The sequence below is a fragment of the Noviherbaspirillum humi genome (assembly GCF_900188095.1).
In the GTDB taxonomy this organism is placed as follows: domain Bacteria; phylum Pseudomonadota; class Gammaproteobacteria; order Burkholderiales; family Burkholderiaceae_D; genus Noviherbaspirillum; species Noviherbaspirillum humi.
Genome location: NZ_FZOT01000010.1, coordinates 43,673 through 70,286, shown reverse-complemented (window position 1 = coordinate 70,286; position 26,614 = coordinate 43,673). Strand labels below are relative to the sequence as shown.

21 protein-coding genes are annotated in these 26,614 nt (G+C 65.5%); 10 read left to right on the top strand and 11 right to left on the bottom strand.

Annotated elements, in window-relative coordinates; genetic code table 11:
• Positions 1–283 precede the first annotated feature (283 nt).
• Positions 284–1,804 (top strand): methyl-accepting chemotaxis protein, encoded by a 1,521-nt coding sequence (locus CHB88_RS14920; RefSeq protein WP_245844990.1) that lies wholly within the window; start codon positions 284–286, stop codon positions 1,802–1,804.
• A gap of 197 nt (positions 1,805–2,001) precedes the next feature.
• On the opposite strand, the gene CHB88_RS14915 is transcribed toward CHB88_RS14920, so the two are convergent.
• The 3 genes from CHB88_RS14915 to CHB88_RS14905 are packed head-to-tail and all read right to left on the bottom strand — an operon-like array spanning position 2,002 to position 3,634.
• Positions 2,002–2,352 carry a cupredoxin domain-containing protein gene (locus CHB88_RS14915; protein WP_176442499.1) on the bottom strand — a complete coding sequence of 117 codons (351 nt, stop codon included), beginning with the start codon at positions 2,350–2,352 and terminating at the stop codon, positions 2,002–2,004.
• An 11-nt stretch (positions 2,353–2,363) separates the two neighbouring features.
• Positions 2,364–2,888, bottom strand: coding sequence for a DUF4142 domain-containing protein (locus tag CHB88_RS14910; protein ID WP_089400129.1), 525 nt, complete (start codon positions 2,886–2,888; stop codon positions 2,364–2,366).
• A 32-nt stretch (positions 2,889–2,920) separates the two neighbouring features.
• Positions 2,921–3,634 carry an RNA polymerase sigma factor gene (locus CHB88_RS14905; protein ID WP_089400128.1) on the bottom strand — a complete coding sequence of 238 codons (714 nt, stop codon included), beginning with the start codon at positions 3,632–3,634 and terminating at the stop codon, positions 2,921–2,923.
• Between the two features lie 234 nt (positions 3,635–3,868).
• Between CHB88_RS14905 and CHB88_RS25680 the strand changes: the two genes are divergently transcribed.
• The 3 genes from CHB88_RS25680 to CHB88_RS14890 all read left to right on the top strand — a co-directional run bounded on the left by CHB88_RS25680 (position 3,869) and on the right by CHB88_RS14890 (position 6,386).
• On the top strand, positions 3,869–4,393 hold the full coding sequence (locus tag CHB88_RS25680; protein ID WP_245844989.1) for a glycine zipper 2TM domain-containing protein: 525 nt from the start codon (positions 3,869–3,871) through the stop codon (positions 4,391–4,393).
• 123 nt (positions 4,394–4,516) lie between these two features.
• Complete coding sequence (locus tag CHB88_RS25200; RefSeq protein WP_176442498.1) at positions 4,517–6,178, top strand: methyl-accepting chemotaxis protein; 1,662 nt, start codon at positions 4,517–4,519, stop codon at positions 6,176–6,178.
• The gene (locus CHB88_RS14890; RefSeq protein ID WP_176442497.1) at positions 6,150–6,386 is read left to right on the top strand and encodes a hypothetical protein; all 237 of its coding nucleotides are present in this window, start codon (positions 6,150–6,152) and stop codon (positions 6,384–6,386) included. The genes CHB88_RS25200 and CHB88_RS14890 overlap by 29 nt, the downstream gene beginning before the upstream one ends.
• 33 nt (positions 6,387–6,419) lie before the next feature.
• On the opposite strand, the gene CHB88_RS14885 is transcribed toward CHB88_RS14890, so the two are convergent.
• The 3 genes from CHB88_RS14885 to CHB88_RS14875 form a co-directional block, all read right to left on the bottom strand.
• Positions 6,420–6,905 (bottom strand): SRPBCC family protein, encoded by a 486-nt coding sequence (locus tag CHB88_RS14885; protein ID WP_089400125.1) that lies wholly within the window; start codon positions 6,903–6,905, stop codon positions 6,420–6,422.
• A gap of 68 nt (positions 6,906–6,973) precedes the next feature.
• Positions 6,974–7,876, bottom strand: a complete 903-nt coding sequence (locus CHB88_RS14880) for an alpha/beta hydrolase (RefSeq protein WP_089400124.1) — start codon at positions 7,874–7,876, stop codon at positions 6,974–6,976.
• Positions 7,877–8,000: 124 nt separating this feature from the next.
• A complete protein-coding gene (locus CHB88_RS14875; protein WP_089400123.1) occupies positions 8,001–8,942 on the bottom strand; it encodes an alpha/beta hydrolase in 942 nt (313 codons plus the stop codon).
• Positions 8,943–9,184: 242 nt separating this feature from the next.
• Here CHB88_RS14875 and glf point away from each other — a divergent pair, with 242 nt between their 5' ends.
• Positions 9,185–10,336 carry a UDP-galactopyranose mutase gene (gene glf, locus CHB88_RS14870; protein ID WP_089400207.1) on the top strand — a complete coding sequence of 384 codons (1,152 nt, stop codon included), beginning with the start codon at positions 9,185–9,187 and terminating at the stop codon, positions 10,334–10,336.
• Between the two features lie 12 nt (positions 10,337–10,348).
• Here the strand turns inward: glf and CHB88_RS14865 are convergent, their stop codons facing one another.
• On the bottom strand, positions 10,349–10,615 hold the full coding sequence (locus CHB88_RS14865) for a hypothetical protein (protein WP_089400122.1): 267 nt from the start codon (positions 10,613–10,615) through the stop codon (positions 10,349–10,351).
• Between the two features lie 200 nt (positions 10,616–10,815).
• Here CHB88_RS14865 and CHB88_RS14860 point away from each other — a divergent pair, with 200 nt between their 5' ends.
• The 5 genes from CHB88_RS14860 to CHB88_RS14840 all read left to right on the top strand — a co-directional run bounded on the left by CHB88_RS14860 (position 10,816) and on the right by CHB88_RS14840 (position 21,176).
• A complete protein-coding gene (locus CHB88_RS14860; protein WP_089400121.1) occupies positions 10,816–11,754 on the top strand; it encodes a 2-hydroxyacid dehydrogenase in 939 nt (312 codons plus the stop codon).
• Between the two features lie 186 nt (positions 11,755–11,940).
• A complete protein-coding gene (locus tag CHB88_RS14855; protein ID WP_089400120.1) occupies positions 11,941–13,281 on the top strand; it encodes an efflux RND transporter periplasmic adaptor subunit in 1,341 nt (446 codons plus the stop codon).
• Between the two features lie 21 nt (positions 13,282–13,302).
• Complete coding sequence (locus CHB88_RS14850; protein ID WP_089400119.1) at positions 13,303–16,392, top strand: efflux RND transporter permease subunit; 3,090 nt, start codon at positions 13,303–13,305, stop codon at positions 16,390–16,392.
• The gene (locus CHB88_RS14845) at positions 16,389–19,739 is read left to right on the top strand and encodes an efflux RND transporter permease subunit (protein ID WP_089400118.1); all 3,351 of its coding nucleotides are present in this window, start codon (positions 16,389–16,391) and stop codon (positions 19,737–19,739) included. Before CHB88_RS14850 ends, CHB88_RS14845 begins: the two co-directional genes overlap by 4 nt.
• Before the next feature lie 33 nt (positions 19,740–19,772).
• A complete protein-coding gene (locus tag CHB88_RS14840) occupies positions 19,773–21,176 on the top strand; it encodes an efflux transporter outer membrane subunit (protein ID WP_089400206.1) in 1,404 nt (467 codons plus the stop codon).
• 8 nt (positions 21,177–21,184) lie between these two features.
• Here the strand turns inward: CHB88_RS14840 and CHB88_RS14835 are convergent, their stop codons facing one another.
• The 4 genes from CHB88_RS14835 to CHB88_RS14820 form a co-directional block, all read right to left on the bottom strand.
• Positions 21,185–22,270 carry a FecR domain-containing protein gene (locus CHB88_RS14835; RefSeq protein WP_143131302.1) on the bottom strand — a complete coding sequence of 362 codons (1,086 nt, stop codon included), beginning with the start codon at positions 22,268–22,270 and terminating at the stop codon, positions 21,185–21,187.
• 125 nt (positions 22,271–22,395) lie between these two features.
• Positions 22,396–23,349, bottom strand: a complete 954-nt coding sequence (locus tag CHB88_RS14830) for a diguanylate cyclase domain-containing protein (protein ID WP_217900178.1) — start codon at positions 23,347–23,349, stop codon at positions 22,396–22,398.
• Between the two features lie 13 nt (positions 23,350–23,362).
• The gene (locus tag CHB88_RS14825; protein ID WP_089400116.1) at positions 23,363–23,683 is read right to left on the bottom strand and encodes a sensor histidine kinase; all 321 of its coding nucleotides are present in this window, start codon (positions 23,681–23,683) and stop codon (positions 23,363–23,365) included.
• Between the two features lie 6 nt (positions 23,684–23,689).
• Positions 23,690–25,783 (bottom strand): CHASE2 domain-containing protein, encoded by a 2,094-nt coding sequence (locus CHB88_RS14820; RefSeq protein WP_089400115.1) that lies wholly within the window; start codon positions 25,781–25,783, stop codon positions 23,690–23,692.
• Positions 25,784–26,614: the final 831 nt, after the last annotated feature.

Below are 26,614 nucleotides of genomic sequence, written 5' to 3'. Positions count from 1 at the left end.
GCGGCGCATGCGCACGCCTGACGGTGCAGCGCCGCCCTCCCCGGCCCACGCGCCTCAACGGTGTCTCCTCCACCCATGACGGGTGGCTTGCCCGGCACGGTCACGCCGTGCCGGGATTTTTATGGCAGCACGCCGGGCCGCGGCCGCGGATGGCGGAAGAACCTCCATGCGGCCTGGCGCGTTTTCTCATACGTCCTCTTACATCACGTTTGCAATCATGCGGTTCTCGGATCTGAAAATTGGTACTCGTCTGGGCTTGGGTTTTGCCGTCGTCCTGCTTCTCATGACTGTGATCACCGGCATCGCGATCTGGCGCCTGTCGACGGTGGCTGAAGCGGTGCGCAGCACGGTGGAGAGGCCCCTGGCGAAGGAAAGGATGGTCAGCGACTGGTACCGCTTCATTTACAGCGGAGCGCGGCGCACCATGGCCGTGGCGAAGAGCACGGACACATCGCTCGCCGAATTTTTCAGCGCCGACTCGGCCGTCGCCACGAAATCGTCGTTCGAGCTGAAGCAGGGAATCGAGAAGCTTCTGGCGACCGAAGAAGAAAGGGCGATGTACCGGGAGATTGGCGAGAGGCAGAAGATCTCGATCAGCGCGAAGGATGCGCTGTTCAAGGCCAAGGCGGAAGGAAGAACGGAGGAGGCCGCCCGGATCTTCGAGCAATCGTTCCTGCCGAACCTGAAAGCCTATCAGGACCTGGTGGAGAAGTTCCAGGGGATGCAGCGCGCCAGCATCGACGCCGCCGGACAGGAAATCAACGACATCTACCGGTCCAGCCGCAACCAGCTGGTGGCACTCGGCCTGGCGGCCATGGTCATCGGCGCCCTGTTCGTCCTGCGGCTCACCCGGAGCATCACCAGGCCGCTCGGCGATGCCGTCAGCGTTGCCAAGACGGTGGCTGCCGGAGACCTTTCGCTCGAAATATCGGTTGCTTCCCGTGACGAGACCGGGGAGCTGCTCCACGCGCTGCAAGCGATGAATCGCAGCCTGAACGATATCGTCGGGCAGGTGCGCTCTTCCACCGGGCACATCGCCACGGCGTCGGCGCAGATCGCAGCCGGCAATCTGGACCTCTCGGCGCGCACCGAGCAGCAAGCCGGCTCCCTGCAGCAGACGGCGGCTTCGGTCGAGGAAATGACGGCCACCGCGAGGCAGAGCACGGATGTCGCGCGCCAGGCCAATACGCTGGCGTCGAATGCGGCGAAGGTTGCGTCGCAAGGCGGCCATCTCATTGCCCAGGTGATCGATACCATGAAACGAATCGACGAATCCGCCAGGCAGATCGCCGACATCACCGGCGTCATCGATGGCATCGCGTTTCAAACCAATCTGCTGGCGTTGAATGCCGCCGTTGAGGCAGCCCGTGCCGGAGAAAACGGCAGGGGATTCGCGGTGGTTGCCGCCGAAGTGCGCAGTCTTGCGCAACGCTCGGCCGGGGCTGCGCGGGAGATAAAAGGCCTGATCGCGACTTCGACCGACCGGGTGCAGACAGGCACCGCCCTGGTCAGCCAGACCGGAACCACCATGAACGACATCATGGAGAGCTTCAACCGCGTCAACGGCTTCATCGATGAAATCGTGCGGTCCAGCGAAGAACAGCACCGGGGCGTCGAGCAGATCAACCAGGCGGTGGGAGAAATGGACCAGGTCACGCAGCGCAATGCCGCCCTGGTGGAGGAAGCGGCGGCGGCGGCCGGTTCGCTGGAAGAGCAGGCCCGCAGGATGAATGCGGCGGTCAGCAGATTCAAGCTGGCCGAGTCAGGAAAAACCGCGTCTGAATCGCTGGCGCTGCCCGCCTAAGCCGTGCTGGCCGGTGCCAGTTCATATCGGTTCCTCTGCGGCAAGCCGATGTCGGGCAGGCATCCGACGCGGCCTCGCCGTCCTGACGGCGGACGCGCGTGAGAAGGCCAGGACGCGGCCCGGCCTTCTCACGCGCGTCCGCCAACACTTACCAACGCTCTCGTTGCTGCCCGTCCGAAGGCGAGCCGACACACGCCTCACCTGCCGACCGCGACATCCGCCTTCATCACTGGATGGTAGGCACAGTAATACGACACCTTCCCCGCTGAGGTGAACCGGCGCGACCATGATCGTCCGGCGGCGATTTCGCCCGAGTCGAATTTCGGCGAAGCCGCCGTCACCGTGTGCGGCACGATGTCCCGGTTGATCCAGACCACCGTATCGCCGGCTTGCGCCTCCAGCGTCTGCGGATGGAAGGCCATGCCTTCAATGACCACCGTGTGCGTCTTGCCGGCCGCCACCGAATCGGGACTGCCGACAACGGCGAGCAACACCGCAGCCAGGCAGGTCGACCATCGGGGCTTGCAGCGCGCAAGCAGGCGGCGCATGCCCATCTCCCTTATTTGAAGGTAGCCTGGATGTGCCTGGCATGCTCCAGGTGGGCGACGAAGGCCGGACGGACCTTGACCAGCGTGGCCTTCAGCTCGTCGTTCTTGGCGCTCGGGATCAGGGTCTTGTCGACCGCGTCCAGCACGGTCTGGTGATAGGTGACCTCATTGTCGATGTAGGCCTTGTCGAAGGCGGCGCCATCCAGCTTCTTCAGCTTTTGCAGCGTCGCATCGCCATCCTCCTTCAGGCCCTTGCTGGTCGGGTTTTCCTCCGGCTTCACCTTGAGCTTCTTCACCAGATCGGTCGCCTGCTTGTTGACCGCGCTATGGTCGGTCACCATCTGCTTGGCAAAGGCTTGCACCTCCTTGTTCTTCGACTTGGACTCGGCCAGCTTGCCGGCATTGATGTCGACGGTATTGGCGGCCACCACGATGGCGGCGATCTGCGCGTCGTTCGGCGCGGCGGACTGCGCCTGCGCCGGCAGGGAAGCGAGGGCGCCGAGGCCGAGGAGAAGTATTGCTGCGGTGTGCTTCATGGCATGTCTCCTTTCAGGGTTTGATTCCGGAATCACTGCGCTTCATCTTGCACCGTCGGCAGCCGGCTGCACACGCTGGCGACGATGCGGTCGCAGCGCTCGCCGTCGAAGCCGAAAGCGCCCTCGAAGGCGATGTCGAGCTCGCGCGCCAGCGCTTCGCGCAGCATGCTGCGGGCGCGGAAATAACGGGTGCGCACGGTGGCTTCCGGCATGCCCAGCAGCGCCGCCACTTCCTCGACCGGCATTTCTTCGACGGCGCGCAGCACGAATACGGTGCGGAAGGCTTGCGGCAGCGCGTCGATCTTCGCCTCCAGCAGGCGGCGCGCCTCCGTCCGCATGGCGTGCTGCTCCGGCGAACCGGCGGCATCGCTCATGGCAGGTTCCGCCCGGGCCGTTTCCTCCCAGGCCGGATCGATGTCCGATCCCAGCTGGACGATCTCGGCCTGGCGCGTCGACCGGCGCTGCCGCATGTAGGCTTCGTTGATGGCGATGCGCGTCAGCCAGGTGGACAGGGCCGACTCGCCGCGGAACTGATCCAGCTTGCGGTAAGCCTGCAGATAGGCCTCCTGCAGCGCCTCCTCGGCCTCGACGTCGTCGCGCAGGATGCTGCGCACGACCCGGAACAGCTGGCGGTTGTGGCGCCGCATCAGCACCATGAACGCCTGGCTGGCGCCGGCACGGATATGCGGCACGAGTTCGGCATCCGGAAGCCGGCTGAAGTCCGGGGCTTGCTGGGTGAAGGGCATGGCGTCTCCTGATTGTCGTTTTAGTCATTAGATGATCGGCGGGCCTTCGCCGTTCCGGCGCGATTCTTGTCTGCTTGATCACGAACAGGCCGCGATTAGTCGCCCGCTTACAACCTGTTACGGCAGAAACCGGATTATTGCCACCCGGCCAGCATGCCTGCCGTTATGATGCGAAGCGTGTGCCGCCAAGCCGGCATCGCAGTCCGCACCACCGACCGCCGTACAGGGAGAAATATGAAGATTGCAACCGCCGCGCTCATGCTTGCATTGAGCGCCACGCCATGGATGGCAAGCGCCCAAACTTACCAGATCATCGAACAGCCGCGCCAGCAATGCTGGAACGAGCAGGTGCCGGTGCAGGCGTCGGCGGGCATCGGCGGCGCGATCGTCGGCGGCCTTGCCGGCGGCATCCTCGGCAACCAGATCGGGCAGGGCAATGGCCGCACCGTGGCCACCGCCGTCGGCGCCGCCACCGGCGCGGTGGTCGGCGACCGCATGTCCGCCACCACGGCGCAGATGCAGACGGTGCGCCGCTGCCGCACGGTGATGGAACAGGTGCGGGTGCCAGTTCAGGCGCCGGTTCAGGTGCAGGTGCCGGCACAATTGGTGATGCTGCCCCCGGCAGTCGGCCCGGCGCCGGTGTACCTGCTGCCGCCGGCTACGGTGGTCGAGCAGCGCGTGATCTATCCGGGCGAACCGTACCGCCCGCATCCGGGGCGCGGGCATGGACACTGGAAGCACCATCATTTCGATGACTGAGGATTCGGCCATCGCCAGCGCCTGATTCGGACGCGCTCGTCGATACATTCAGCCCGGTTCCCGATGCACGTTCGGGAACCGGGCTTTTTGTTTTTGAACGAGCTATTCCGAGCTTCCCGTCTCTTGGCGAACGACGACCGGACCAGACAGCTTTGCCGTCATTTCAAGCCAGCATTTGCGCAGGCAGGCTGGCGTATCAAGGTTGAAGCCGTCATGGCGTTGAACAGCCACTTGGCATTCGCTCGCCGGCTACGCCGACCCAGCGCTCCGTCCGGTCAAGTCGCAAGTCTTCACCAGCAACCTTCTTCGCAAGCAGATAATTCGCCCATTCGCAATCTGCCAAACGGCATCTCTTTTCCGCTCCGCTGCAACCGATATCCATTGAGTGGCCATGGCTCATCGAATTACGGCCATCCAGTAGTTCGATCCGCAACCCATTCCCGGAGCCCATGCATGCGAATCAAGACCCGTCTTGTCTGCGCATTTTTACTTCTCTTGTCATTCAGCGTCGCCATGGGCCTGCTCGGCGTCTACGGCATGGACCAAGCCAACCGAGGCATCAAGAACGTCTACGAGCAGCGCCTGCAAACGGTGGCGAAGCTGAATGCCTTCGGCCGGCTGGGCGAGCGCAGCCATCTGGCGCTTGCCACCGCGCTGCTCAATCCCGCGCCCGAGGTACTGAAGAGCGAGGTCGACAAGGCCAGGGCGGCCACCGCCGGGGCGGATAGCGCCCTGAGCGACCCGCTCTTCAGCCTGCTGGACGATCGGGAAAAACAACGCTTGGAAAAGCTGGCCGCTGCCCACAAGGCACTGGTGGTCCAGGGTTTGAAACCGACGATGGATGCGCTCGACAACCTGATGCTCGATGACGCCAGCCAGCTGCTGCGAACGAAGGTCGTGCCGCTGATGGCCGTGTGGGAAAAAGCCTTGTCGGAACTGGCCGATCTGCAGGAAGTGGCGGCCAGGCGCGAATACGACGGCGTCATCCGGCAATCCGGCTTCGCCAAGTCCGCCATCGCCGCCCTGGCGCTGGCCACTGCCACGGCGTGTCTGGTCACGGGAATCATCGTGGTGCGCAGCCTGTACCGGGAATTGGGCGCGGAGCCGTCCGAATCCGCCGAGCTGGCGCGCAAGATCAGCGCGGGAAATCTGGCGGCGCAGGTTTCCGTGGCGCCGGAGGACAAGCGCAGCCTGGTGTTCGCGATGAACGGGATGCGGCTGCAGCTCGCCAGAATCGTCACCGGCATCCGCCAGGCGGCAGAAATCGTGGCAACCCGGTCCAATGTAATCGTTGCCGCCAACAGCCGCATTGCCGAGCGCAGCCTGGAACACGAACAGCACCTTGCCCGCACCACGGCGTCGACGACACAGTTGCTGGCCTCCGTCGGCCGGAATGCGGAAGGCGCCGCCCAGGCCAGCAGGCTGGCCGGCGTCGCATGCGAGGAAGTGAGCCGGGGCGAGCAATCGGTTTCCCGGTTCATCGCCACCATGCGCTCCATCGACGCCAGCTCGAGCAAGATCAACGACATCACCAGCGTCATCGATGGCATTGCCTTCCAGACCAACATCCTGGCCCTGAATGCCGCCGTGGAAGCGGCCAGGGCCGGCGAGCAGGGGCGGAGCTTCGCCGTGGTCGCGTCCGAAGTCCGCGCCCTGGCGCAGCGCCGTGGCCGCGAAGGAAATCAAGCAGCTGATCGTCCATGCCAACGCCGAAGTGAAGGCGGGAACCACGCTTGCCGACGAAGCCGGAAAGAACATGGGCAGGATTCTCTTCGCCATCCATGAGTCCCGGGAGCTGGTGGATCAGATTGCCGACGCCACGCAAAGACAGGCGGAGGACATCCGCGATGTCGGCCAGGCCATCGGCCTGATGGGCAGAATGACGCAGGAAGGCGCCGAGATGATCCGGGAAGCGGAAGCGGCGGCGATGGAGCTGCATCAGCAGGCAAGCCTGCTGGCGGACGACGTGTCGATATTCAACCTGCCGAGTTGAGCGGGCCGGCATCCGCCTCGCCGCGGCACTCGCTCAAGACTGCGCCGTCACCAATGCCGTCAACTGGTCGGCGCACTGCCCCCAGCCCTGGTGGAAGCCCATCTTCTCATGCGCTTCCCGGTCCGCCGCGCTCCAGTGCCGCACGCGCGCGGTATAGCGTGTCTTGTCGCCTTCCGGCTCGAAGCTGACGATGACGGTCATGAACGGCTTCGCCGACGGTTCCCAGGCGCTCGAGTAGGCATCGGTGATGACCAGGCGCCGGTTCGGCACCACCTCCAGATAGACGCCCCGATTGGGAAACTCGGTGCCGTCCGGTCCGCGCATGACGATCAGGCTGGCGCCGCCCGGGCGCACATCAAGCTCCGCATGCGGCACCATCCATGGCAGCGGCGCGAACCATTGCTTGAGCAGCGCCGGGTCGGTCCATGCCTGGAACAGCTTTTCCGGCGGCGCGCCGATCAGGCGCTCCAGCACCAGTTCCCGTTGCCCTTCGCCTGCCGTGTTCTCCGTCGTGCCCATGTCTGCGCTCCCTGCGGTTGATGTGGCTTGCCAGCTTATCAGCATTGACGGCCGGTTTGCACGGCGCCTCAGGAACCGAACAATTCCTTGAACGCCTTGCGGTAAGCCGTCGCACCGAGGCGCATGCTGTTGTTGTGGCTGCCGCCCTCCACCAGCACCAGCCGCTTCTTGTCCGGCGCCGCTGCATACAGTTCTTCGCTGAAGCGCGAGGGCACGTAGCGGTCGTCGGTGCCGTGCACGATGAGCACCGGCAGGTTGACCTTGGCGATCTTGTCGACCGACGCGAATTTCTGCGACATCAGCAGCTGCAGCGGCAGCCAGGGATAAGTGAGGGAGCGCGCGATGTCGGCCAGCGAAGTGAAGCTGGACTCCACGATCAGGCCCGCCGCCCCGCCCTTGCGCTCGTCTTCCCCTTTCGCGATCCGGGCGGCGAGGTCGATGGCGATGGCGCCGCCGAGCGAATGGCCGTAGATGAAGCGCTTGTCCGCATTCGGCACCAGGGTGGTGAACTTGTCCCAGGCCACCTGCGCATCCTCGTATACCGTCTGCTCCGACGGCAGGCCGCCATCGCTCTTGCCGAAGCCGCGATAGTCGATGGCCAGCACCGAGAAGCCGAAGTCATGCAGTTGCTGGATGCGGAACAGCTGGCCGGTGAGGTTCCAGCGCGCGCCGTGCAGGTACAGCACCGCCGGCGCATTGCGCCGCTCCGAGGGCCACCACCAGGCATGCACATGCTCGGTCTTGTCCTTGTGCGCTACCGGCAGCCGGTATTCGGCCACGCCCTCCGGCAGGCCGGCATACCAGCTGGCGGTGCCGGGCTCGATGCGGAAGGTGAGTTCGCGCTCCTTCTGCGCCAGCTGGGTGCAGCCGACCGCGGTGAGCAGGGAACCGAGGCTGAAGAGGGTGAGGAGGCGGCCGGCGCGGCGCCGGGCTTTTTGCAAGAGGCGGGAAGATAAGGCTTTGTCAATCATCGATGTGGGCGAAAAACAAAGGGCGCCACGATAGCGGCGCCTTCATGCCATCAGACAACGGAAACATGGGATCGTTCGATGCCTCGCCACGCTCGATAAATGGCGCTGCCAGCGTTCGAGAGGATCATGCGCCGCCGGCTTCCCTCAGCGCCCGCGCGCATACCGCCACCGCCTCGTTCGCCTGCCGTATCACCCGCCCCATCGGCAGGAAGCCGTGGATCTGGCCGGGATAGTCCACGTACTCGACCCGGTTGCCGGCGGTGTGCAGCTTGTCGGCATAGTCGCGTCCCTCGTCATGCAGCGGGTCATAGCCGGCGGTGAGCACCAGGGCCGGCGGCAGATTGTGGAAATCGCTGGCCAGCGCCGGCGACAGGCGCCAGTCATCGAGGTCGGCCTCCGGACCGACATAGGCGCGGGTGAAGTAATCGATGACGTCGCGCGTGAGCAGATAGCCCTGCCCATTGGCCGCATGCGAGGGCGTGGCGTAGTGCAGGTCGGTGGCCGGATACACCAGCAGCTGGAAGACCAGCTTCGGCGCGCCGGCATCGCGCGCCATCAGTGCCATGACCGCCGCCAGGTTGCCGCCGGCACTGTCGCCGCCGACGGCGATGCGGTCTGGATCGATGCCCAGGGTGGCGGCATTCGCCTGCGCCCATTGCAGCGCGGCCCAGCTGTCCTCCACCGCCGCCGGAAAGCGATGCTCCGGGCCGAGCCGGTAATCCACCGCCAGCACCGACCAGCCGGACTGGTTGCACAGCTGGCGGCAAAGGGTGTCGTGGGTTTCGAGATCGCCGATGGTGTGCCCGCCGCCATGGTAGTAGACCAGCAGCGGCAGCGCGGCATCCGGCGCCGAACCGAGCGGACGATAGCGGCGCAGCATCAGCCGGCCACCGGGGCCGTCGATAGGCAGATCGTCCACCGCGCCGACCTCGGGCGCGTCGGGCTGGCTGAATTGGCGGCGGTCGCGGTAATAGGCGCGCGCTTCCGCAACCGGGAGCGTGTGGTACGAGGGCAGGTTCTTGCTGGCGATGAAGTCCAGCAGCGCCTTGGCGTCCGGATCGAGCATGTTCTCCTCATGGTCTTGTCGTATGGGTCAAGAATAGCAAGACCGCGTTTTTTCCGCTGCGGCAAGGGACGGGATGCTATGGCGCGAAAGATTTCCTGCGGTCAGCATGGCGACCCGCTTTCCTGTCGCGGATCAAGTCTGTGCGTTTAGTGCGCTTCTAGACTTGCAAGAAATGAAACCATCAACCCTGCCGGGAACTCTTTATCAGGGTGTTTCCATTCAACCTGCACAGGAAAGTCAACGTGAAGAAAATCGCAGTCATCGGCGCCGGTTTCTCCGGCGCGGTCATCGCGCATGAGCTTGCCAAGGCCGGCTACCAGATCGACGTATTCGACTCGCGACCGCACGTCGCCGGCAACTGCCACTCGGAGCGCGATGAAGAGACCGGCGTGATGGTGCATGTCTACGGCCCGCACATCTTCCACACCAGCAATGAAAAGGTGTGGAATTACGTGCGCCAGTTCGACGAGTTCATGCCCTTCACCAACCGCGTCAAGGCCATCACCAAGGGCCGGGTGTTTTCGCTGCCGGTCAACCTGCTGACCATCAACCAGTTCTTCGGCAAGACCTTCAATCCGAGGGAGGCGGAAGCCTTCATGGCGACGATCGGCGACCAGAGCATCGAATCGCCGCAGAGCTTCGAGGAGCAGGCGCTGCGCTTCGTCGGCCGCGATCTCTACGAAGCCTTCTTCAAGGGCTACACCACCAAGCAGTGGGGCATGCATCCGTCGGAGCTGCCGGCCAGCATTCTCAAGCGCCTGCCGGTGCGCTTCAACTACGACGACAATTACTACGCCAGCACCTTCCAGGGCATGCCGAAGAACGGCTATACCTACATCGTCGAGCGCATGCTGGAGCATCCGGCCATCACGGTGCACTTATCCACTAGGTTCGAGCGCGACATGGCGGGCGATTACGCCCACCTGTTCTACAGCGGCCCGATCGATGCCTGGTTCGGCTACTCCGTCGGCCGCCTCGGCTACCGCACCCTGGACTTCGCCGCCGAGCGCCACGAGGGCGACTACCAGGGCAATGCGGTGCTGAATTATTGCGACGAGGATGTGCCCTGGACCCGGATCTCGGAGCACAAGCATTTCTCGCCGTGGGAATCGCATGAGAAGACGCTGATCTACAAGGAGTACAGCCGCTTCTGCGAGGAAAAGGACACGCCGTACTATCCGATCCGTTTGACCAAGGAAAAGACGCAGCTGAAGGAGTACATCGAGATGGCGCAGGGGGAGAAGCGCACCACCTTCGTCGGCCGGCTCGGAACCTACCGCTACCTCGACATGCACATCACCATCGGCGAGGCGCTGGACGTGGCCGAACGCTTCCTCGATGTCGAGCGCAATGGCGGCGCCATGCCGGCCTTCATGGTCAACCCCCTGGGCTGAAACCCGGCAAGATTAGGGCTGCCAGCGGCCGCCGTAATCGAATCCATCCGGCTCCGCATCGCTGGCGCCGTCGCGCCGGCTGCCCGATTCGGCCAATGCCTTGCCGAACGAATAAATGCGGGCGGTCTGCCAGTCGGAGCGCTGGAACACGCCGTCGCCCATCATGGCCGACATGGCGGGCGGATCGTTCTTCCCATAGGCCTCATCGTTTTCCAATTGCCGTTCCAGTCGCCTCTGCTCGAGGCGGCCGGCCATCGATACCACTTTGCCAACGCTCATCGTCTGCCGCTCATTCAATGCTTGAGATTTCAGTATAGAGAGATGGCGCGCGCATCGAAGCGGGAATTTGTTTCCTCATGTTTCAGGTCCGGCCGCGGTCGATCCTTACCGCGTTCCGCCCGCAGGGCTACAATCCGGGTTCGCGCGATGCCGGCATGGACCGAATCGCAACGCAAAAGAACAGCCATGGAGGAACCTGAATGAGTCAACGCATCCTGCAGAACGGGCGCCTGCTGCCCACGCTCGAAGACGCCCTGGCGCGGGAGTTCGACATCCATCCCTTGTGGAAGGAAGCCGATCCCGCCGCCTTCCTGGCGCGCCATGGCGCCGAGTTCACCGGCATGGTGACGTCGGCCGTGGTCGGGGCCGATGGCGCGCTGATGCGCTCGCTGCCTTCGCTGAAGGTGATCAGCAGCTTCGGCGTCGGCTACGACAGCATCGATATCGATACCGCCCGGGCGCTCGGCATCCATGTCAGCAATACGCCCGACGTGCTCAACGACTGCGTGGCCGACCTGGCGATGGGCTTGCTGATCGACGCCGCCCGCGGCCTGTCCGCCGCCGACCGCTTCGTGCGCCGCGGCGACTGGCTCAATGCCAAGTTCCGTCTCACCACCCAGGTGACGAAGAAGCGTCTCGGCATCGTCGGCCTCGGCCGCATCGGCCGCGCCGTCGCCCGGCGCGCCGCCGGCTTCGAGATGGACATCCGCTATCACAACCGGCGACCGGCGGAAGGCGTGGCGCACGAATACATGGCGTCGCTGGAAGAGCTGGCGCGGTGGGCCGATTTCCTGGTGGTGACCGCCGCCGGCGGCGCCGGCACGCGCCACCTGATCTCGCGCGAGGTGCTGCAGGCGCTTGGCCCGGATGGCTTCCTGATCAATGTCGCGCGCGGCACGGTGGTTGACGAAGCGGCGCTGGTGGCGGCCCTGCGCGACGGCTTGATCGCCGGCGCCGGGCTGGACGTCTTCGAGAAGGAGCCGCACGTGCCGCCGGCCTTGTTCGAACTCGACAACGTGGTGCTGCTGCCGCACATCGCCAGCGGCACCCATGAGACGCGCCAGGCCATGTCCGACCTGGTGCTGAACAACCTGCGCAGCTATCTGCGCGAAGGCAGGCTGCTGACCCCCGTCTGCTGACGCTACATTCCGATACAAGCCGGCGCCCTGGCGACATGCCGGCGACACATTCCGGGCGGACAATCGGTTTCCGGCAATCACACTACAATCTGAATGCCGTACTGCCGGTTCGGCGGTACGGGTCTGGCAAAGATTGCAAATGAACCGGACGGCGCCATCGCCGTCTCAAGGAAACCGTCCACGCCCATGCAAGAACAAGCTCCCTCCGGCCGTCCCGTGCGGTCACGCCGCAAGACCTTTCTCTCCGTCATCCTGGTGCTGCTCGGCCTGGCCGCCCTTGGCGGTTTCGCCTACTACCTCACCCATCGCCAGCCTGCCGGCGAAGGCGGTGGGGCGGGCGGTCCCGGCGGCCCGGGCGGCGCCCGGCGCGGCCCGCCCGCCACCACCGTCGGCGTGGCGCGGGCGGAAATGGTGGACTTGCCGGTGACGCTGGAAGCGCTCGGCACCGTCACCGCCGCCGCCAGCGTGACGGTGCGGCCTCAGGTCTCCGGCGTGCTGAAGGAAGTGGCCTTCACCGAGGGCCAATTGGTGAAGCAGGGGCAGCTGCTGGCGGTGATCGATCCGCGTCCGTTCGAAATCGCGCTGATGCAGACCACCGGCCAGCGCCAGCGCGACGAAGCCCAGCTCGACAATGCGCGCCTGTCGCTGCAGCGCTTCCAGACCCTCCTGGCCCAGGATTCGATCGCCCGGCAGGAAGTGGACACGCAGGCCGCCCTGGTGAAGCAGCTGCAGGGCACGGTGATGGCCGACCGCGCCGCCGAGAACAACGCCAAGCTGAACCTGAGCTATACCCGCGTCCTGGCGCCGATCGCCGGACGCATCGGCCTGCGCCAGGTCGATCCGGGCAACGTCGTCTCCACCAACGATGCCAACGGCCTGGTCGCCATCACCCAGGTGACGCCGATCGACGTCACCTTCGCCGTGCCGCAGGACCGGGTGCCGGAAGTGCGCGCCAGCCTGAACGAGGGTAGCGCGCTGCCGGTGACGGTTTTCGACCGCGGCCGCGAAACCGAACTCGCCAGCGGCCGATTCCTGGCGCTGGACAACCTGGTCGACGTGCAGACCGGCACGGTGAAGGCCAAGGCCCGCTTCACGAACGAGACGCTGGCGCTGTTCCCGAGCCAGTTCGTCAACGTGCGCATGCGGGTGCGCCAGCTGAAGGATGCGATCGTGGTGCCGGTGAACGCGGTGCGCCATGGCAGCAACGGCGATTATGTCTATGTGGTGGACGCCGCCGCCCGCACCGTGGCCCTGCGCCCGGTCAAGCGCGGCCTCGCGACCCCGGACAAGCTGCAGATCACGAGCGGCCTGCAGGCCGGCGAACAGGTGGTCACCGAGGGCGCCGACCGGCTGCAGGATGGCGCACGCGTCAACCTCCCCGGCGAGCGCGCCGGCCAGGCCGGCCAGCAAGGCGGACAGCGCCAGGGCGGCCGGCGCCGCAATGCCGAAGGCGCCGCCGGCGCAGCGCCGGGACCAGCCCAGGGAAGCGGCCAGGGCCGTCCCCGTTCCAACGACGCGCCGAAATAAGCGCCAGCCGAGGAGTCCCGCATGAGCCCTTCCCGGCCCTTCATCCAGCGCCCGGTGGCGACGTCGCTGCTGATGCTGGCGATCGTCCTCGCCGGCCTGATCGGCTTCCGCCTGCTGCCGCTGTCGGCGCTGCCGCAGGTCGACTTCCCCACCATCCAGGTGCAGACCTTGTATCCCGGCGCCTCGCCGGAGGTGATGGCGCAGACCGTCACCGCGCCGCTGGAGCGCCAGTTCGGCCAGATGGCCGGCCTGCAGCGCATGAGTTCCACCAGCGCCGCCGGCGTGTCCATCGTCACGCTGCAGTTCGATCTCGGCCTGGCGCTCGACGTCGCCGAGCAGCAGGTGCAGGCGGCGATCAACGCCGGCGGCTCGCTGCTGCCGGCCGACCTGCCGGCGCCGCCGGTGTATGCCAAGGTCAATCCGGCCGATGCGCCGGTGCTGACGCTGGCCATCACCTCCGACACCCTGCCGCTGACCGAGGTGCAGAACCTCGTCAATACCCGCCTGGCGCTGAAGATCAGCCAGGTGAACGGCGTCGGCCTGGTCACGCTCAGCGGCGGCCAGCGTCCGGCGGTGCGCATCCAGGCCGACACCCAGGCGCTGGCTTCCTACGGCCTCGGCCTCGACACGGTGCGCAACGCGATTTCCGCCGCCAACGCCAACAGCGCCAAGGGCAGCTTCGACGGCCCGGCGCGGCAATACGCGATCAATGCCAACGACCAGCTGCTCACCGCGAACGACTACCGCAACCTGATCGTGGCATGGCGCAATGGCGCGCCGGTGCGCCTGTCCAACGTGGCCCAGGTGGTCGACAGCGCCGAGAACGTCAAGCTGGCGGCCTGGTCCGGCCTGAAGCCGGCCATCATCCTGAACGTGCAGCGCCAGCCCGGCGCCAACGTCATCAACACCGTCGACGCCATCAAGCAGCGCCTGCCGGAACTGCAGGCCGGCCTGCCCACCTCGCTGAAGGTGGACGTGCTGAGCGACCGCACCAGCGGCATCCGCGCCTCGGTGGAGCATGTGGAACTGGAGCTGGTGCTGGCGGTGGTGCTGGTGGTGCTGGTGATCTTCGCCTTCCTCGGCGACCTGCGCGCCACCCTGATCGCCAGCCTGGCGGTGCCGATCTCGCTCATCGGCGCATGCGGCCTGATGTACCTGCTCGGCTACAGCCTGAACAACCTCAGCCTGATGGCGCTGACCATCGCCACCGGCTTCGTCGTCGACGATGCCATCGTGATGATCGAAAACATCGCCCGCTACATCGAGGAAGGCGAAACGCCGATGGCGGCCGCCCTCAAGGGCGCGACCCAGATCGGCTTCACCATCATTTCGCTCACCATCTCGCTGATCGCGGTGCTGATCCCGCTGCTGTTCATGGGCGACGTGGTCGGCCGCCTGTTCCGCGAATTCGCGGTGACGCTGGCCATCACCATCCTCATCTCCGCCGTGGTGTCGCTGACGCTGGTGCCGATGATGTCGGGCCGGATGCTGAACGCGTCGAGCCAGCATGCCGGCCTCGCCGGCCGCCTGCACGGCGCCTTCGACCGCATCATCCGCCGCTATGACGGCGCGCTGCAATGGGTGCTGGCGCGCCAGGGCCTGACATTGGCCGTGGCGCTGCTGACCCTGGTGCTGACGGTGGTGATGTACGTGCTGATCCCGAAGGGCCTGTTCCCGCGTCAGGACACCGGCCAGCTGATGGCGCGGGTGGAGGCGGCCCGGTCGATTTCCTTCGAACGCATGGCCGAGCTGCAGCAGTCGGTGGTGAAGGCGGTGCTGGAAGATCCGGCGGTGGAGACCGTCGGCTCACTGGTCGGCGTGGATGCGGCGAACAACACCATGCTCAATGCCGGCACCCTGCAGATCAACCTGAAGCGCGACCGCGACGACCTCGAAACCATCATGGACCGGCTGCGCCAGCGCGCCGGCCGCATCGCTGGCGTCGCGCTCTACCTGCAGCCGACGCAGGACCTGACCATCGACGCCGAGACCGGCGCCACCCAGTTCCGGGTGTCGCTGGAAGGCGCCAATGCCGGCGTGGTGAACGAGTGGGCGCAGAAGCTGGCGCAGCGCATGCGCTCCTCATCGGCGCTGCGCAACGTCACCTCGGACGCGGGCGCCACCGGCGTGGCCGCCTATGTCGACATCGACCGCGATACCGCATCCCGCCTGTCGGTCACCGCCGCCTCGGTCGACGACGCGCTCTACAATGCCTTCGGCCAGCGCATCGTCTCCACCATCTTCACCGAGACCAACCAGTACCGGGTGATCCTGGAAGCGGCGCCCGGCCTGCTGAGCACGCCGGAGTCGCTCGGCCAGCTGCCGGTGCGCACCGGCTCCGGCAAGCCGACCCCGCTGTCGGCCATCGCCACCATCACCGAGCGTCCGGCGCCGCTGCAGATCACCCATGTGTCCCAGTATCCGGCCGCCACCCTCGGCTTCGACCTGGCGCCGGGCACCGCGCTCGGCCAGGGCGTGGAAGCGGTGCGCGAAGCGGCGCAGGCCGTCGGCCTGCCGCCGTCGGTGACGCTGCACTTCCTCGGCGCCGCCGGCGCCTACGAAGCCTCGCTCAGCAACCAGCTGTGGCTGATCCTGGCCGCCATCGTCTGCGTCTACATCGTGCTCGGCGTGCTGTACGAAAGCTACGTGCACCCGCTCACCATCCTCTCCACCCTGCCCTCCGCCGGCGTCGGCGCGCTGCTGGCGCTGGTGGTCGCCGGCCATGACCTCGGGGTGATCGGCATCATCGGCATCATCCTGCTGATCGGCATCGTCAAGAAGAACGCCATCATGATGATCGACTTCGCCATCGATGCCGAGCGCAGCGAGGGGCGCTCGCCGCGCGACGCCATCCACCAGGCGGCGCTGCTGCGCTTCCGGCCCATTCTGATGACCACCCTGGCCGCGCTGTTCGCCGCCCTGCCGCTGATGTTCGGCTGGGGCGAAGGCGCCGAGCTGCGCCGCCCGCTCGGCCTGGCGATCTTCGGCGGCCTGGTGCTGAGCCAGCTGCTGACGCTGTTCACCACGCCGGTGATCTACCTCGCCTTCGACCGCCTCGGCCAGCGCCTGCGGCCGCGCGCGGCCGGCGCCGCGGAGGAAGCCGCGCCGTGAACCTGTCATCACCCTTCATCAGGCGGCCGGTGGCGACGGTGCTGCTGACCATCGGCCTGGCGCTGGCCGGCATCGCCGCCTTCTTCCTGCTGCCGGTATCGCCGCTGCCGCAGATGGATTTGCCGGTGATCACCGTCAGCGCCAGCCTGCCCGGCGCCAGCCCGGACACCATGGCCACCAGCGTCGCCACGCCGCTGGAGCGGCGGCTCGGCGTCATCCCGGGCGTCAATGAACTGACGTCCTCGAGTCGCCTCGGCGCCACCAGCATCAGCCTGCAGTTCGACTTCGACCGCAACATCGACGCCGCCGCGCGCGAAGTGCAGGCGGCGATCAATGCCTCGCGCGCCGACCTGCCGGCGACGCTGCGCAGCAATCCGACCTACCGCAAGGCCAATCCGTCCGACGCGCCGATCATCATCCTGGCGCTCACCTCCCCCACGCGCTCGCCGGGCCAGATCTACGACGAGGTGTCGAACGTGGTGCAGCAGAAGCTGGCTCAGGTCAACGGCGTCGGCGACGTGGAGCTGGGCGGCGGCTCGCTGCCGGCGGTGCGGGTCGAACTCGCGCCGTTTTCGCTGAACCGCTTCGGCATCAGCATGGAGGACGTGCGCGCCGCGATCCAGGCCACCACCGCCAACCGCCCCAAGGGCGCGCTCGAGAGCCAAGGCCGGCGGCTGCAGATTTACACCGGCGCCAGCGGCGCCGGCACCACCGTCACCGGCGGCGGGCGCAGCGCCGCCGACTACCGCGACCTGGTGATCGCCTGGCGCAACAACGCCCCGGTGCGCCTGCGCGACGTGGCCGAGGTCAGCGACGGCGTGGAGAACAGCTATACCCTCGGCCTGTTCAACGGCGAGCCGGCGATCATCGTGCTGATCCGGCGCGAACCGGGCGCCAACGTGATCAAGACGGTGGAAGGCGTACGCAATCTGCTGCCGGAACTGCAGGCGCAGCTGCCGCCGGATGTGCGGCTGCAGGTGGCGTCCGACCGCACCCTGTCGATCCGCGCCTCCCTCAAGGAAATCGAGCTGACCCTGATCATCGCCATCATCCTGGTGGTCGTCGTGGTCAGTGCCTTCCTGCGCAGCCTGCGCGCCACCATCATCCCGGCGGTGGCGACCGGCGTGTCGCTGCTCGCCACCTTCGGCGTGATGTACTTGCTCGGCTTTTCGCTGAACAACATCAGCCTGATGGCGCTGACGGTGGCCACCGGCTTCGTGGTGGACGACGCCATCGTGGTGCTGGAAAACACCAGCCGCCATCTCGAAGCGGGCATGAGCCGCTTCGAGGCGGCGCTGCAGGGCGCGCGCGAAGTCGGCTTCACCGTGCTGTCGATCAGCCTGTCGCTGGTGGCGGTGTTCATTCCGCTGCTGTTCATGGGCGGGCAGGTGGGCCGGCTGTTCCGCGAGTTCGCCATCACGCTGTCGGTGGCGGTGCTGATCTCGATGGTGATTTCGCTCACGACCACGCCGATGATGTGCGCCTGGCTGCTCAAGCCCGAAGCCGCGCACCGGCCGCCGGGACGCATCGGCCGCTGGTCGGAGCGGCTCTTCGGCGGCGTGCTGCGCGCCTACGGCCACAGCCTGGACTGGGCCATCGCCCATCGCTGGCTGATGATGCTGGTGATGTTCTTCGTCATCGGCCTCAACGTCTACCTCTTCATCGCCGCGCCCAAGGGATTTTTCCCGCGCCAGGACAGCGGCCAGATCAATGCCGGCGTGCGCGCCGACCGCAGCATTTCCTTCCAGGCCATGCAGGGCAAGATGCGCCAGCTGGTGGAGATCATCCGGCGCGACCCGGCGGTGGACACCGTGGTCGGCTTCACCGGCGGCAGCCGCGCCGGCGGCGGCTTCATGTTCATCAGCCTGAAGCCGCGCGACCAGCGCGCCGAGAGCGGGCAGGCGGTGATCGCCCGGCTGCGGCCGCAGCTGGCGCAGATCAGCGGCGTCAGCCTGTTCCTGAATCCGGTGCAGGACTTGCGCATCGGCGGACGGCAAAGCAACTCCACCTACCAATACACCCTGAAGAGCGACAACAGCACCGACCTGAAGCGCTGGTCTGCCCGGCTGGCGAATGCGATGAAGGCGCAGCCGGCGCTCATCGATGTCGATACCGACCTCGAGGAAAGCGGCGTGCAGACTTTCCTCACCATCGACCGCGACACCGCCTCCCGCCTCGGCATCTCCAACCGCGACATCGACAACGCGCTCTACAATGCCTTCGGCCAGCGGCAGGTGGCCACCATCTACTCCGAACTGAACCAGTACCGGGTGATCATGGAAGTGGCGCCGCGCTACGCCACCAGCCCGCAGGCGCTGAACGACATCTACGTGCCGGCGCGCGGCGTGGCGCCGGTCGCCGCCGGCAATGCCAGCGCGGCGGTGGCGGCGGCCGGAACGGCGTCCGGCACCGCGACGGCATCGGCCGCGACCGCTTCCACCGCTTCGGCGACGGCCGCCACATCGGCCGCGCCGGGTTCGTCCGCCGCTTCCGGCACCACCGCCAGCGCGGCCAGCAGCGTGGTCAATCCCTCGCTGCGCGACCAGGCCAGCGGCCAGGCGCTGAGCACGACGCCGACCACCATGGTGCCGCTGTCGGCCTTCGTCCGCTTCGAGGAAACCTCCGCGCCGAGTTCGGTCAGCCACGACGATGCGGAGCTGGCCACCACCATTTCCTTCGACCTGGCCGAGGGCAGCAAACTGGCGGACGGCGTGGCGGCGGTGAAGCAGGCGGAGGCTGACATCGGCATGCCCAACAGCGTGCGCGGCAGCTTCGAGGGCGCCGCCCGCAGCGCGCAGGAATCGCAGCGTCAGCAGTCGCTGCTGATCGTGGCGGCGCTGGTGGTGATCTACATCCTGCTCGGCGTGCTGTATGAGAGCCTGGTGCATCCGGTGACGGTGCTGTCCACCCTGCCTTCGGCCGGCGTCGGCGCGGTGCTGGCGCTGCTGCTGTTCAACATGGATTTTTCCATCATCGCCCTGATTGGGGTTTTCCTGCTGCTCGGCATCGTCAAGAAGAACGCCATCCTGATCATCGATTTCGCCCTCGATGCCGAACGCTCGCGCGGGCTGACGCCGGAGCAGGCGGTGCGCGAAGCCTGCCTGCTGCGCTTCCGGCCCATCCTGATGACCACGCTCGCCGCCGCGCTCGGCGCGCTGCCGCTGGCGATCGGCTTCGGCGAAGGCGCCGAGCTGCGCCAGCCGCTCGGCATCGCCATCATCGGCGGCCTGATCGCCAGCCAGCTGCTGACGCTGCTGACCACGCCGGCCGTCTACCTGGTGCTGGACCGCCTGCGCCGGCGCAGCGCGTCGGAAAGGCAGCTCGCCCGTGCCGCCGAAGCGACGTGACCGAATGACACCGAAGCCATGAAGAAGAAAAGCATGATCCCTCCCCTTCCCTCGCGCGCCGCGCTAGCGCTGCTGGCCACGCTGTTCACGGGAGGCTGCGCCGTCGGGCCGGCCTACGAGCGTCCTGCCGTGCCGATGACGGCAAACTTCAAGGAGGCGCAGGGCTGGGTGCCCGCCGCGCCGGCCGATGCGGTGGAGCGCGGCAAGTGGTGGCAGCTGTTTCAGGACCCGGTGCTGAACGAACTGGAGGAAGCGGTCGCCGTATCGAATCAAAACATCGCGGCCGCGGTAGCCGCCTACCAGCAAGCGCGCGCCGTGGTCGGCCAGCAGCGCGCCACCCTGTTCCCGAGCGTGGTGCTGGACGGCGGCGTGGATCGTTCCGGCGGACGCTCATCGTCCAGCAGCAGTGCCGGCAACCGCGGCACCAGCTATCAAGCCAGCATCGGCGCAAGCTGGGAAGTGGATGTCTGGGGACGCCTGCGCGAGGCGGTGAACAACGCTTCCGCCGGGGCCGAAGCCAGCGCCGCCGACATCGCCACCGCCCGCCTTTCCGCCCAGGGCGAACTCGCCGTCGACTATCTGACGCTGCGCCAGCTCGACGCCCAGATCGCGCTGCTGCGGGAAGCGATCGAAGGCTATGGACGGGTGCTGCAGATCAACCAGAACCGGTACGACGCCGGCGTGGCCGCGCGCACCGACGTGCTGCAGGCGCAAACCCAGTTGGCGAACACGCAGGCAGAAGAGGCCGGCCTGGTGCGGCAGCGGGCGCAGCTGGAACATGCGATCGCCGTATTGATCGGCAAGCCGCCGGCGGAATTCTCCCTCGCGCCCCAGCCCTGGCAGGTGACGGTGCCGGCGGTGCCGGCCGGCATGCCTTCCACGCTGCTGCAGCGCAGGCCGGATGTCGCCGCGGCCGAACGCCGGGTGGCCGCCGCCAATGCGCAGATCGGCATCGCCCGTGCCGCCTACTTCCCCAGCCTGGCGCTGAATGCCTCCTATGGTTCCACCGTCAGCAGCGTGGCGGAACTGTTCGCGGCCTCTTCCAGCCTGTGGGCGCTGGGATTGTCGACGGCGCAAACCGTATTCAATGCCGGTGCGACGCGGGAACGCGTGGCGGGTGCGGAGGCCCTGCGCGAGCAGACCATTGCCCGCTATCGGCAAACCGTATTAACAGCTTTTCAGGATGTGGAGGACGCCCTTTCGGCGGCCCAGGTGCTGGCCCGCCAGCAGGAGTTCAGGCGCCAGGCATCGCAATCGGCCGATCTGGTCGAGACGCAGCAATTGAACCGCTACCGTGCCGGCCAGATCGGCTATACGGACGTGGTGACGGCGCAGGTCACCGCCCTAAATGCACGACGGGCGCTGGTCCAGGTGCAAGCCGACCGGCAAACTTCGGCTGTCGCCCTGCTACAGGCGCTGGGCGGCAGCTGGGACTGATCGGGGGCTTACTGCGGGTTCGGAACCGGCAGGCTGGGCAGCTTGAATTCATGGGTCTGCACCGATGGCTTGCCTTCCATGCCGTTGACATCCAGCGCCGTCACGACGATGTGGTAGGTGCCGCGCACGGACTTCTTCAGCTCAGCTTCGTTGGTATTGGTCATCGACTCGTCCACCACGTCGTGCATGTTGCGATCCGCCGCCATCCGGACCCGGTAGCCGGCGGCGCCCTTGACCGGATCGATCGCGACCACGATGTTGCCGTTGCGCGGCGGCGTGCAATTGATGCAGAAGCGCGGCGGATCCAGCAATTGCCCCATCTTCACCTTGCCGTCGGCATTCTGTATCAGGCCGGTGCCCGAGGGAAGCAGTCGCTCCCGCGTCTCCCTCGCGTGCTTCACCGCGACCTCGCCTTCCAGCACCTCCGTCGCGGTCGTGCCATTGTTCACGTGCACGCGGAAGCGCGTGCCGCGCACGCCGGCAATCCAGGTGACGGTGCGCACCTCGAATTTGCCCATGTTTTCCTTGAGCGAGTTCACTTCCAGTTCGGCGCTGCCGTTAAGCAGCGTGATCTCGGTTTTCGGGCTTTTCGTGAAGCGCGTCATGCGCAGCCGGGTGAGCCTGATGTAGCTGTTCGACGGCAGGGAAATGCGGCTGCCGTCGGGCAGGCCGATGGTCAGGAAGCTCTTGCGGCCGAGATTGATCTTCATGCCTTCGGTGATCTTGTCGTCGGCGCTCAGGGTGCCGACCGCGCCGCGCTCGCCGATCCGGTAGACATGGCCGGACATGGAAACGATGTTGCCTTCCACCGGGTCTTCCGGCAGCAGGCGTTGCGGAATGACGAGGCGGCTCCCGGCCTTCACCGTCGGCGTGGACGGCAGCCGGTTGGCCTTCGCCAGTTCGCGCCAGTTCTCCGCTTTCGCCGTGGTCTGTTCCGCGATCGCGGGCAAGGTTTCATCCGGCGCAACGGTGTAGATGACCTGATTGCCCTCGACGGCGACGGCGCCCGTTCTTCCGGCCGCCGTGGCGTGTTGCGCCGACAGGCTCAAGCAAACGCATGCCGCGGCAAATATCAGCTTGCGCAATCCCTGCATGTTGGCCTCCAAAGGTGGGTAACGATCGATCCATGTGGGTTGGATCCAGTGTATGGGCCGCTATTCCGGCTGTCAGCATGACTTAGGTTAGGTTGCGGCCTTGTCCATGTTGCACGTGCCGGCGGTCAGCCGATGAACAGCGCGGAGGAAATCCGGTCGCGTCCTTCGCGCTTCGATTTGTAGAGCTGTTCGTCGGCCTGTTCCAGGATGGCTTGCCGCTGGCAGTTGAAGTTGCAGGTGAGCGAGAGGACGCCGAAACTGAGCGTGACGAAGGGCGCAACCTGTGATTTTTCGTGCGGAATCCGGAGCCGGTGAATTTCCTGTCGTATCCGCTCGGCCACGGCGACCGCGCCGGACAGCGCAACTTGCGGAAGAATGCAGGCGAATTCCTCGCCGCCGATGCGCGCCGCCAGATCGGAAAGCCGGTTCATGTTGGCGCTGACGGCGGCGCTGACCAGGCGCAGGCAGTCGTCGCCGGCCACGTGGCCGTAGGTGTCGTTGAACTGCTTGAAATAGTCGACATCCATGGTGATCAACGACAGCGGCAGATGCACCCGGCTCAGGCGCATGATTTCCTTGTCCAGCTTGTCGTCGAAGCTGACGCGGTTCGACAGACCCGTCAGGCCATCGGTCGATGCCATCCTGAGCAGCCGGTCCCGGTTGTGCTTCAGGGCGAGCTGGACCTCGATGCGCGCCTTCAGCACGTCTTTCTTGATCGGCTTGCTGACGTAGTCCACCGCTCCGGTCTGCAGTCCGCTCACTTCGCTGCGCGCATCCACCATGGAGGTGACGAAGATCACCGGCGTCTCGGCCAATTCGGGTATGTTTTTCAATTCGGTGCAGATGTGGATGCCATCCATGTCGGGCAGCACCATATCGAGCAGGATCAGATCCGGCTTGCAGGCGAGCGCCGTTTCGATGGCGGCGCGGCCGTTGTCGGCAATGTAGACGTGATAATCGTCGCCCAGCATGGCCGACAGCAGCTGGAGATAGATTTCCTCGTCGTCGACGACGAGTATGGTTCCCTTTTTCAGCTCCGCGGCAGCGTCGGTCATGCTTTCGACTTGGCTGTTGTTCATGTCGACTCCATGTTCATAATGATGCCATTCGCTCCGTCAGGTGCGGGATCAGGATGGAGAACGTGCTGCCCTTCCCCGGCTCGCTCGCCACCTCCACCATGCCGCCATGCTTTTCCGCCACGATCTTCACGAACACCAGGCCGAGGCCGATGCCTTTCTGGCGATCCCTGTTGCTCGATTCGATGCGCTGGAAGGCGGTGAAGAGCCGCGCCTTGTCGGGCTCGGCGATGCCATATCCGTTGTCCCGCACGCGGCAAGCGATGTATAGACGGTCGTCCTGTTCGGCCACGTCGAACCCGCACCTGACCTGCGCATGCTCGGGGCTGTATTTGATGGCATTCTACAGCAGGTTTTCCACCGCCCGCAGCAACAGCGCCCGGTCGCCGCGAATCAGGTAACGCTGGCTCGCCGGTTCCGCCCACAGCGAGATCTTGCGCTGCTGCGCAAGGCTCCACATGCTCTGGCAGGCATCGGTAGCGATTTCGTGAAAATCCTGCGGCGTCAGGTCGAGCGGCTTGGATTGCGCCTTTGCCAGCTGGGTGAAGTCGTCCGCAAGCGTCAGGGTCTTCTCGCAAGCCTGTGCGATGCGGTTGAACAATTCTTCCTCGGGCATGGCCATGTCCGGCATCTTCTGCAATTCAAGCATGGCCAGGATGGCGTTCTGCGGTCCGCGCATGTCATGCGAGAGGAAGCGCATGAATTGTTCACGCTCTCTTTCCACGGCGCGGATCTGGGTGACGTCCACCATGCTGATGATCCAGCCCTTGAGTTCGCCCGATGCCGAGCGGCACGGCGCGCTGCTGATGATGAAATCCTTGCCCTTGCCGTCCGATGCCTCGACGCCGGCGGCAAGGTTGCCGGCTTGGTCTGGATCGGTCAGCATGGTCCATCGGAAATCGGCGCCGGCCCGCGTGAGTGACAGGCCGGCGAAAAGCGAATGGAGGTCGGCTTCCGAGCATGCGGCGTTGCGCAACGCCTTGAATTGGGAGCGCGCATGCCGATTGGCCAGCAGAATGCGGCCGTCGGTCGTCGTCACCAGCGTTATGTTGGGCAGGCTTTCGATGCTGTCGCCGATGAACTGCAGCAGGTCGCGGACCCGTTGAGCGGCGTGGCGCATCAGCGCGATCCTTCGTCCCGTCACGTCTTGAATGCGCTCGCCGATCGTCCGCACGCCGATGCCGCCTTCCGTCAGCAGCCGCGGCCCTTTCTCGAGTTCGCGAAACTCCGTGTCCATGTAGCTGATGGCCGCCTCCAGGCGGCGCCAGCTCCAGAGGGGATAGGCGAGCGCCAGGCAAAGCAGGGCGGCTGAAGGCGCGATCCAGAGCCCCGCGCGGAAGCTGGCCATGCTCGAGGCCAGGGTAAGCGCCATCAGAAGCAAGGTGACGAGCAATGCGGTGCGCGGCGAAAAGCGGAGACAGCATGCCATGGCCAGCAACGGCGGGATGATGCTCAAGGGCGAGGTGATCCAGGGAGAAGCGCTTCTGACCAACTGGCCGGAAAGTATGGCGTTCAGGATGTTGGCATTGATTTCCACGCCCGGCATGATGCCGCCCTCCCCGGTCACGGGCGTGGGCAGATGATCTGCAAGATTCATCGCGGTTGAACCGATCAGCACATAGCGATTGCGGAAGACTTCCGCGGGCACTTCGCCTCGCAGCGCTTCTGCATAGGAGACGGTTGGATAGCTGCCGGCGCCGCCGACGAACGGCACGAAAGCGCGATGCGTTCTGCCGGCGTGGCCTTGATCTACGGCCCGGTCGGAGAATATCGACGCGCCTGGCGTCGCCGTTTCCTCCAGCACGGCATCGAGCGGCTTGCCGGTTCCCGCGGCGGCCATCGCCAGCGCCAGATGCGTCCAGCGCTGGCCGTATATCTTTTGGGCGAGGAACACGCTGCGCGCCACGCCGTCGGCATCGATTTCGATGTTGATATGACCGACGTGGCATGCCGCATTGCTTAGCTTCGGGATCGGCACCGCATAGCCCGGGCCTTCTCCCGGATTTTTCGCCGACATGGCGAGCACCACCTTGCCCTGTCGGCGCAGCGCCAGCGCCAGCGCCTGATCGCCGCCGACGCGATCGCCATCGGAAACGGGCTCCGGTTCGGTGAAGAGGATGTCCATCCCGATGACTTTGGCGCCCGCTTGCGCCAGTTGCTCGATCAAGGCGGCATGGGTGGAACGCTTCCATGGCCAGCGGCCGACCTCCCTGAGGCTCTTGTCATCGATGTCGATGATGAGGATGTCATCCCGATGCTTGACCGGATTCAGCAGCACCATCTTGTCATACAGGATCTGGTCCACTCGCCCGATGCCGTTGAATGAACCGAGCCAGGCTGCGATGAAGGCGATGAAGACCGACATTCCGATCCACTCCCGAACCACGGGTTCGAGATGACGGTAACTGTCTATCAAGTGGCCCAGCTTCTCGCCCATGACGTTTGCCTGAATCACACTGTCGAATTGGTGCTTCTGATCGGCTGCTTTTGCTCAAGCAGTTTCATCGCTGTTGCGTACGCACTCGCGTTGTAGCGCTCGAAGGGTTGGCGGCGTGAACGGGGCATGTGGCTGCTCTCCCGTTCAGTCGCACCGTTTCCAGTTTGCTTAGACGTAAGATACCGGCAAACCGTCTGGACGACGCGCAAACATGACCTTTCTCACCACGCCTTTCATTGCGCTGGTCGCACGATCACCACATGGCAATCGCACAATATTGGGTCCGGGACAATGGCTATTTTCCGCGGTGGCACTGTGATCGATGACCCGTGGCGGGCTTGAATCGGGTAAGCGCTGATTTTTAGTTGACACGCGATTAAATAATGCGCAATTTAAATTGGTTGCTGAATGGCGTGTTACGTCCTCCGATGATTTCGGAGCGCAAAGATCGATCCTGTGAAAGTCGGCGTGGGACGCTGTTGAAAGCGACTGATGCCGGCGTTTTGTCTGTCCGATTTTGCTCATGACACCCTCTGGGTCCGCTCCGATTCCGCTCATGCTGGATAACCGAGCCTCTTTGACAGGAGTTTGGCATCGGAAAAAAAAAATTAACGCGTAGAAATATTTTCATTCGACAAGGTAGTTCGCCAGCGCTAAGGTTTCCGTATGGAAACTACAGGAGCTGCTGTGTATTCAGGTCTGCTGCTTCGGGTGTTACTGACATTGGCCCCGCTTCTGGCGGTCTGCGACGCACTGCTGCTGAACCACCATATCGAACAGGACCAGGCACTACTTCTATCCGTCGCCAACCAGGCGAGGCAAGTCGTGCTC

Coding starts and splice junctions, on each gene's coding strand:
- CHB88_RS14920 (WP_245844990.1), top strand. CDS start 284: ATGACTGTGATCACCGGCATCGCGATCTGGCGCCTGTCGACGGTGGCT.
- CHB88_RS14905 (WP_089400128.1), bottom strand. CDS start 3,634: ATGCCCTTCACCCAGCAAGCCCCGGACTTCAGCCGGCTTCCGGATGCC.
- CHB88_RS14910 (WP_089400129.1), bottom strand. CDS start 2,888: ATGAAGCACACCGCAGCAATACTTCTCCTCGGCCTCGGCGCCCTCGCT.
- CHB88_RS14855 (WP_089400120.1), top strand. CDS start 11,941: ATGCAAGAACAAGCTCCCTCCGGCCGTCCCGTGCGGTCACGCCGCAAG.
- CHB88_RS14875 (WP_089400123.1), bottom strand. CDS start 8,942: ATGCTCGATCCGGACGCCAAGGCGCTGCTGGACTTCATCGCCAGCAAG.
- CHB88_RS14840 (WP_089400206.1), top strand. CDS start 19,773: ATGATCCCTCCCCTTCCCTCGCGCGCCGCGCTAGCGCTGCTGGCCACG.
- CHB88_RS14915 (WP_176442499.1), bottom strand. CDS start 2,352: ATGCGCCGCCTGCTTGCGCGCTGCAAGCCCCGATGGTCGACCTGCCTG.
- CHB88_RS14880 (WP_089400124.1), bottom strand. CDS start 7,876: ATGATTGACAAAGCCTTATCTTCCCGCCTCTTGCAAAAAGCCCGGCGC.
- CHB88_RS14890 (WP_176442497.1), top strand. CDS start 6,150: ATGGGCAGGATTCTCTTCGCCATCCATGAGTCCCGGGAGCTGGTGGAT.
- CHB88_RS14885 (WP_089400125.1), bottom strand. CDS start 6,905: ATGGGCACGACGGAGAACACGGCAGGCGAAGGGCAACGGGAACTGGTG.
- CHB88_RS14835 (WP_143131302.1), bottom strand. CDS start 22,270: ATGCAGGGATTGCGCAAGCTGATATTTGCCGCGGCATGCGTTTGCTTG.
- CHB88_RS14860 (WP_089400121.1), top strand. CDS start 10,816: ATGAGTCAACGCATCCTGCAGAACGGGCGCCTGCTGCCCACGCTCGAA.
- CHB88_RS25680 (WP_245844989.1), top strand. CDS start 3,869: ATGAAGATTGCAACCGCCGCGCTCATGCTTGCATTGAGCGCCACGCCA.
- CHB88_RS14830 (WP_217900178.1), bottom strand. CDS start 23,349: ATGAACAACAGCCAAGTCGAAAGCATGACCGACGCTGCCGCGGAGCTG.
- CHB88_RS14820 (WP_089400115.1), bottom strand. CDS start 25,783: ATGGGCGAGAAGCTGGGCCACTTGATAGACAGTTACCGTCATCTCGAA.
- CHB88_RS14865 (WP_089400122.1), bottom strand. CDS start 10,615: ATGAGCGTTGGCAAAGTGGTATCGATGGCCGGCCGCCTCGAGCAGAGG.
- CHB88_RS14850 (WP_089400119.1), top strand. CDS start 13,303: ATGAGCCCTTCCCGGCCCTTCATCCAGCGCCCGGTGGCGACGTCGCTG.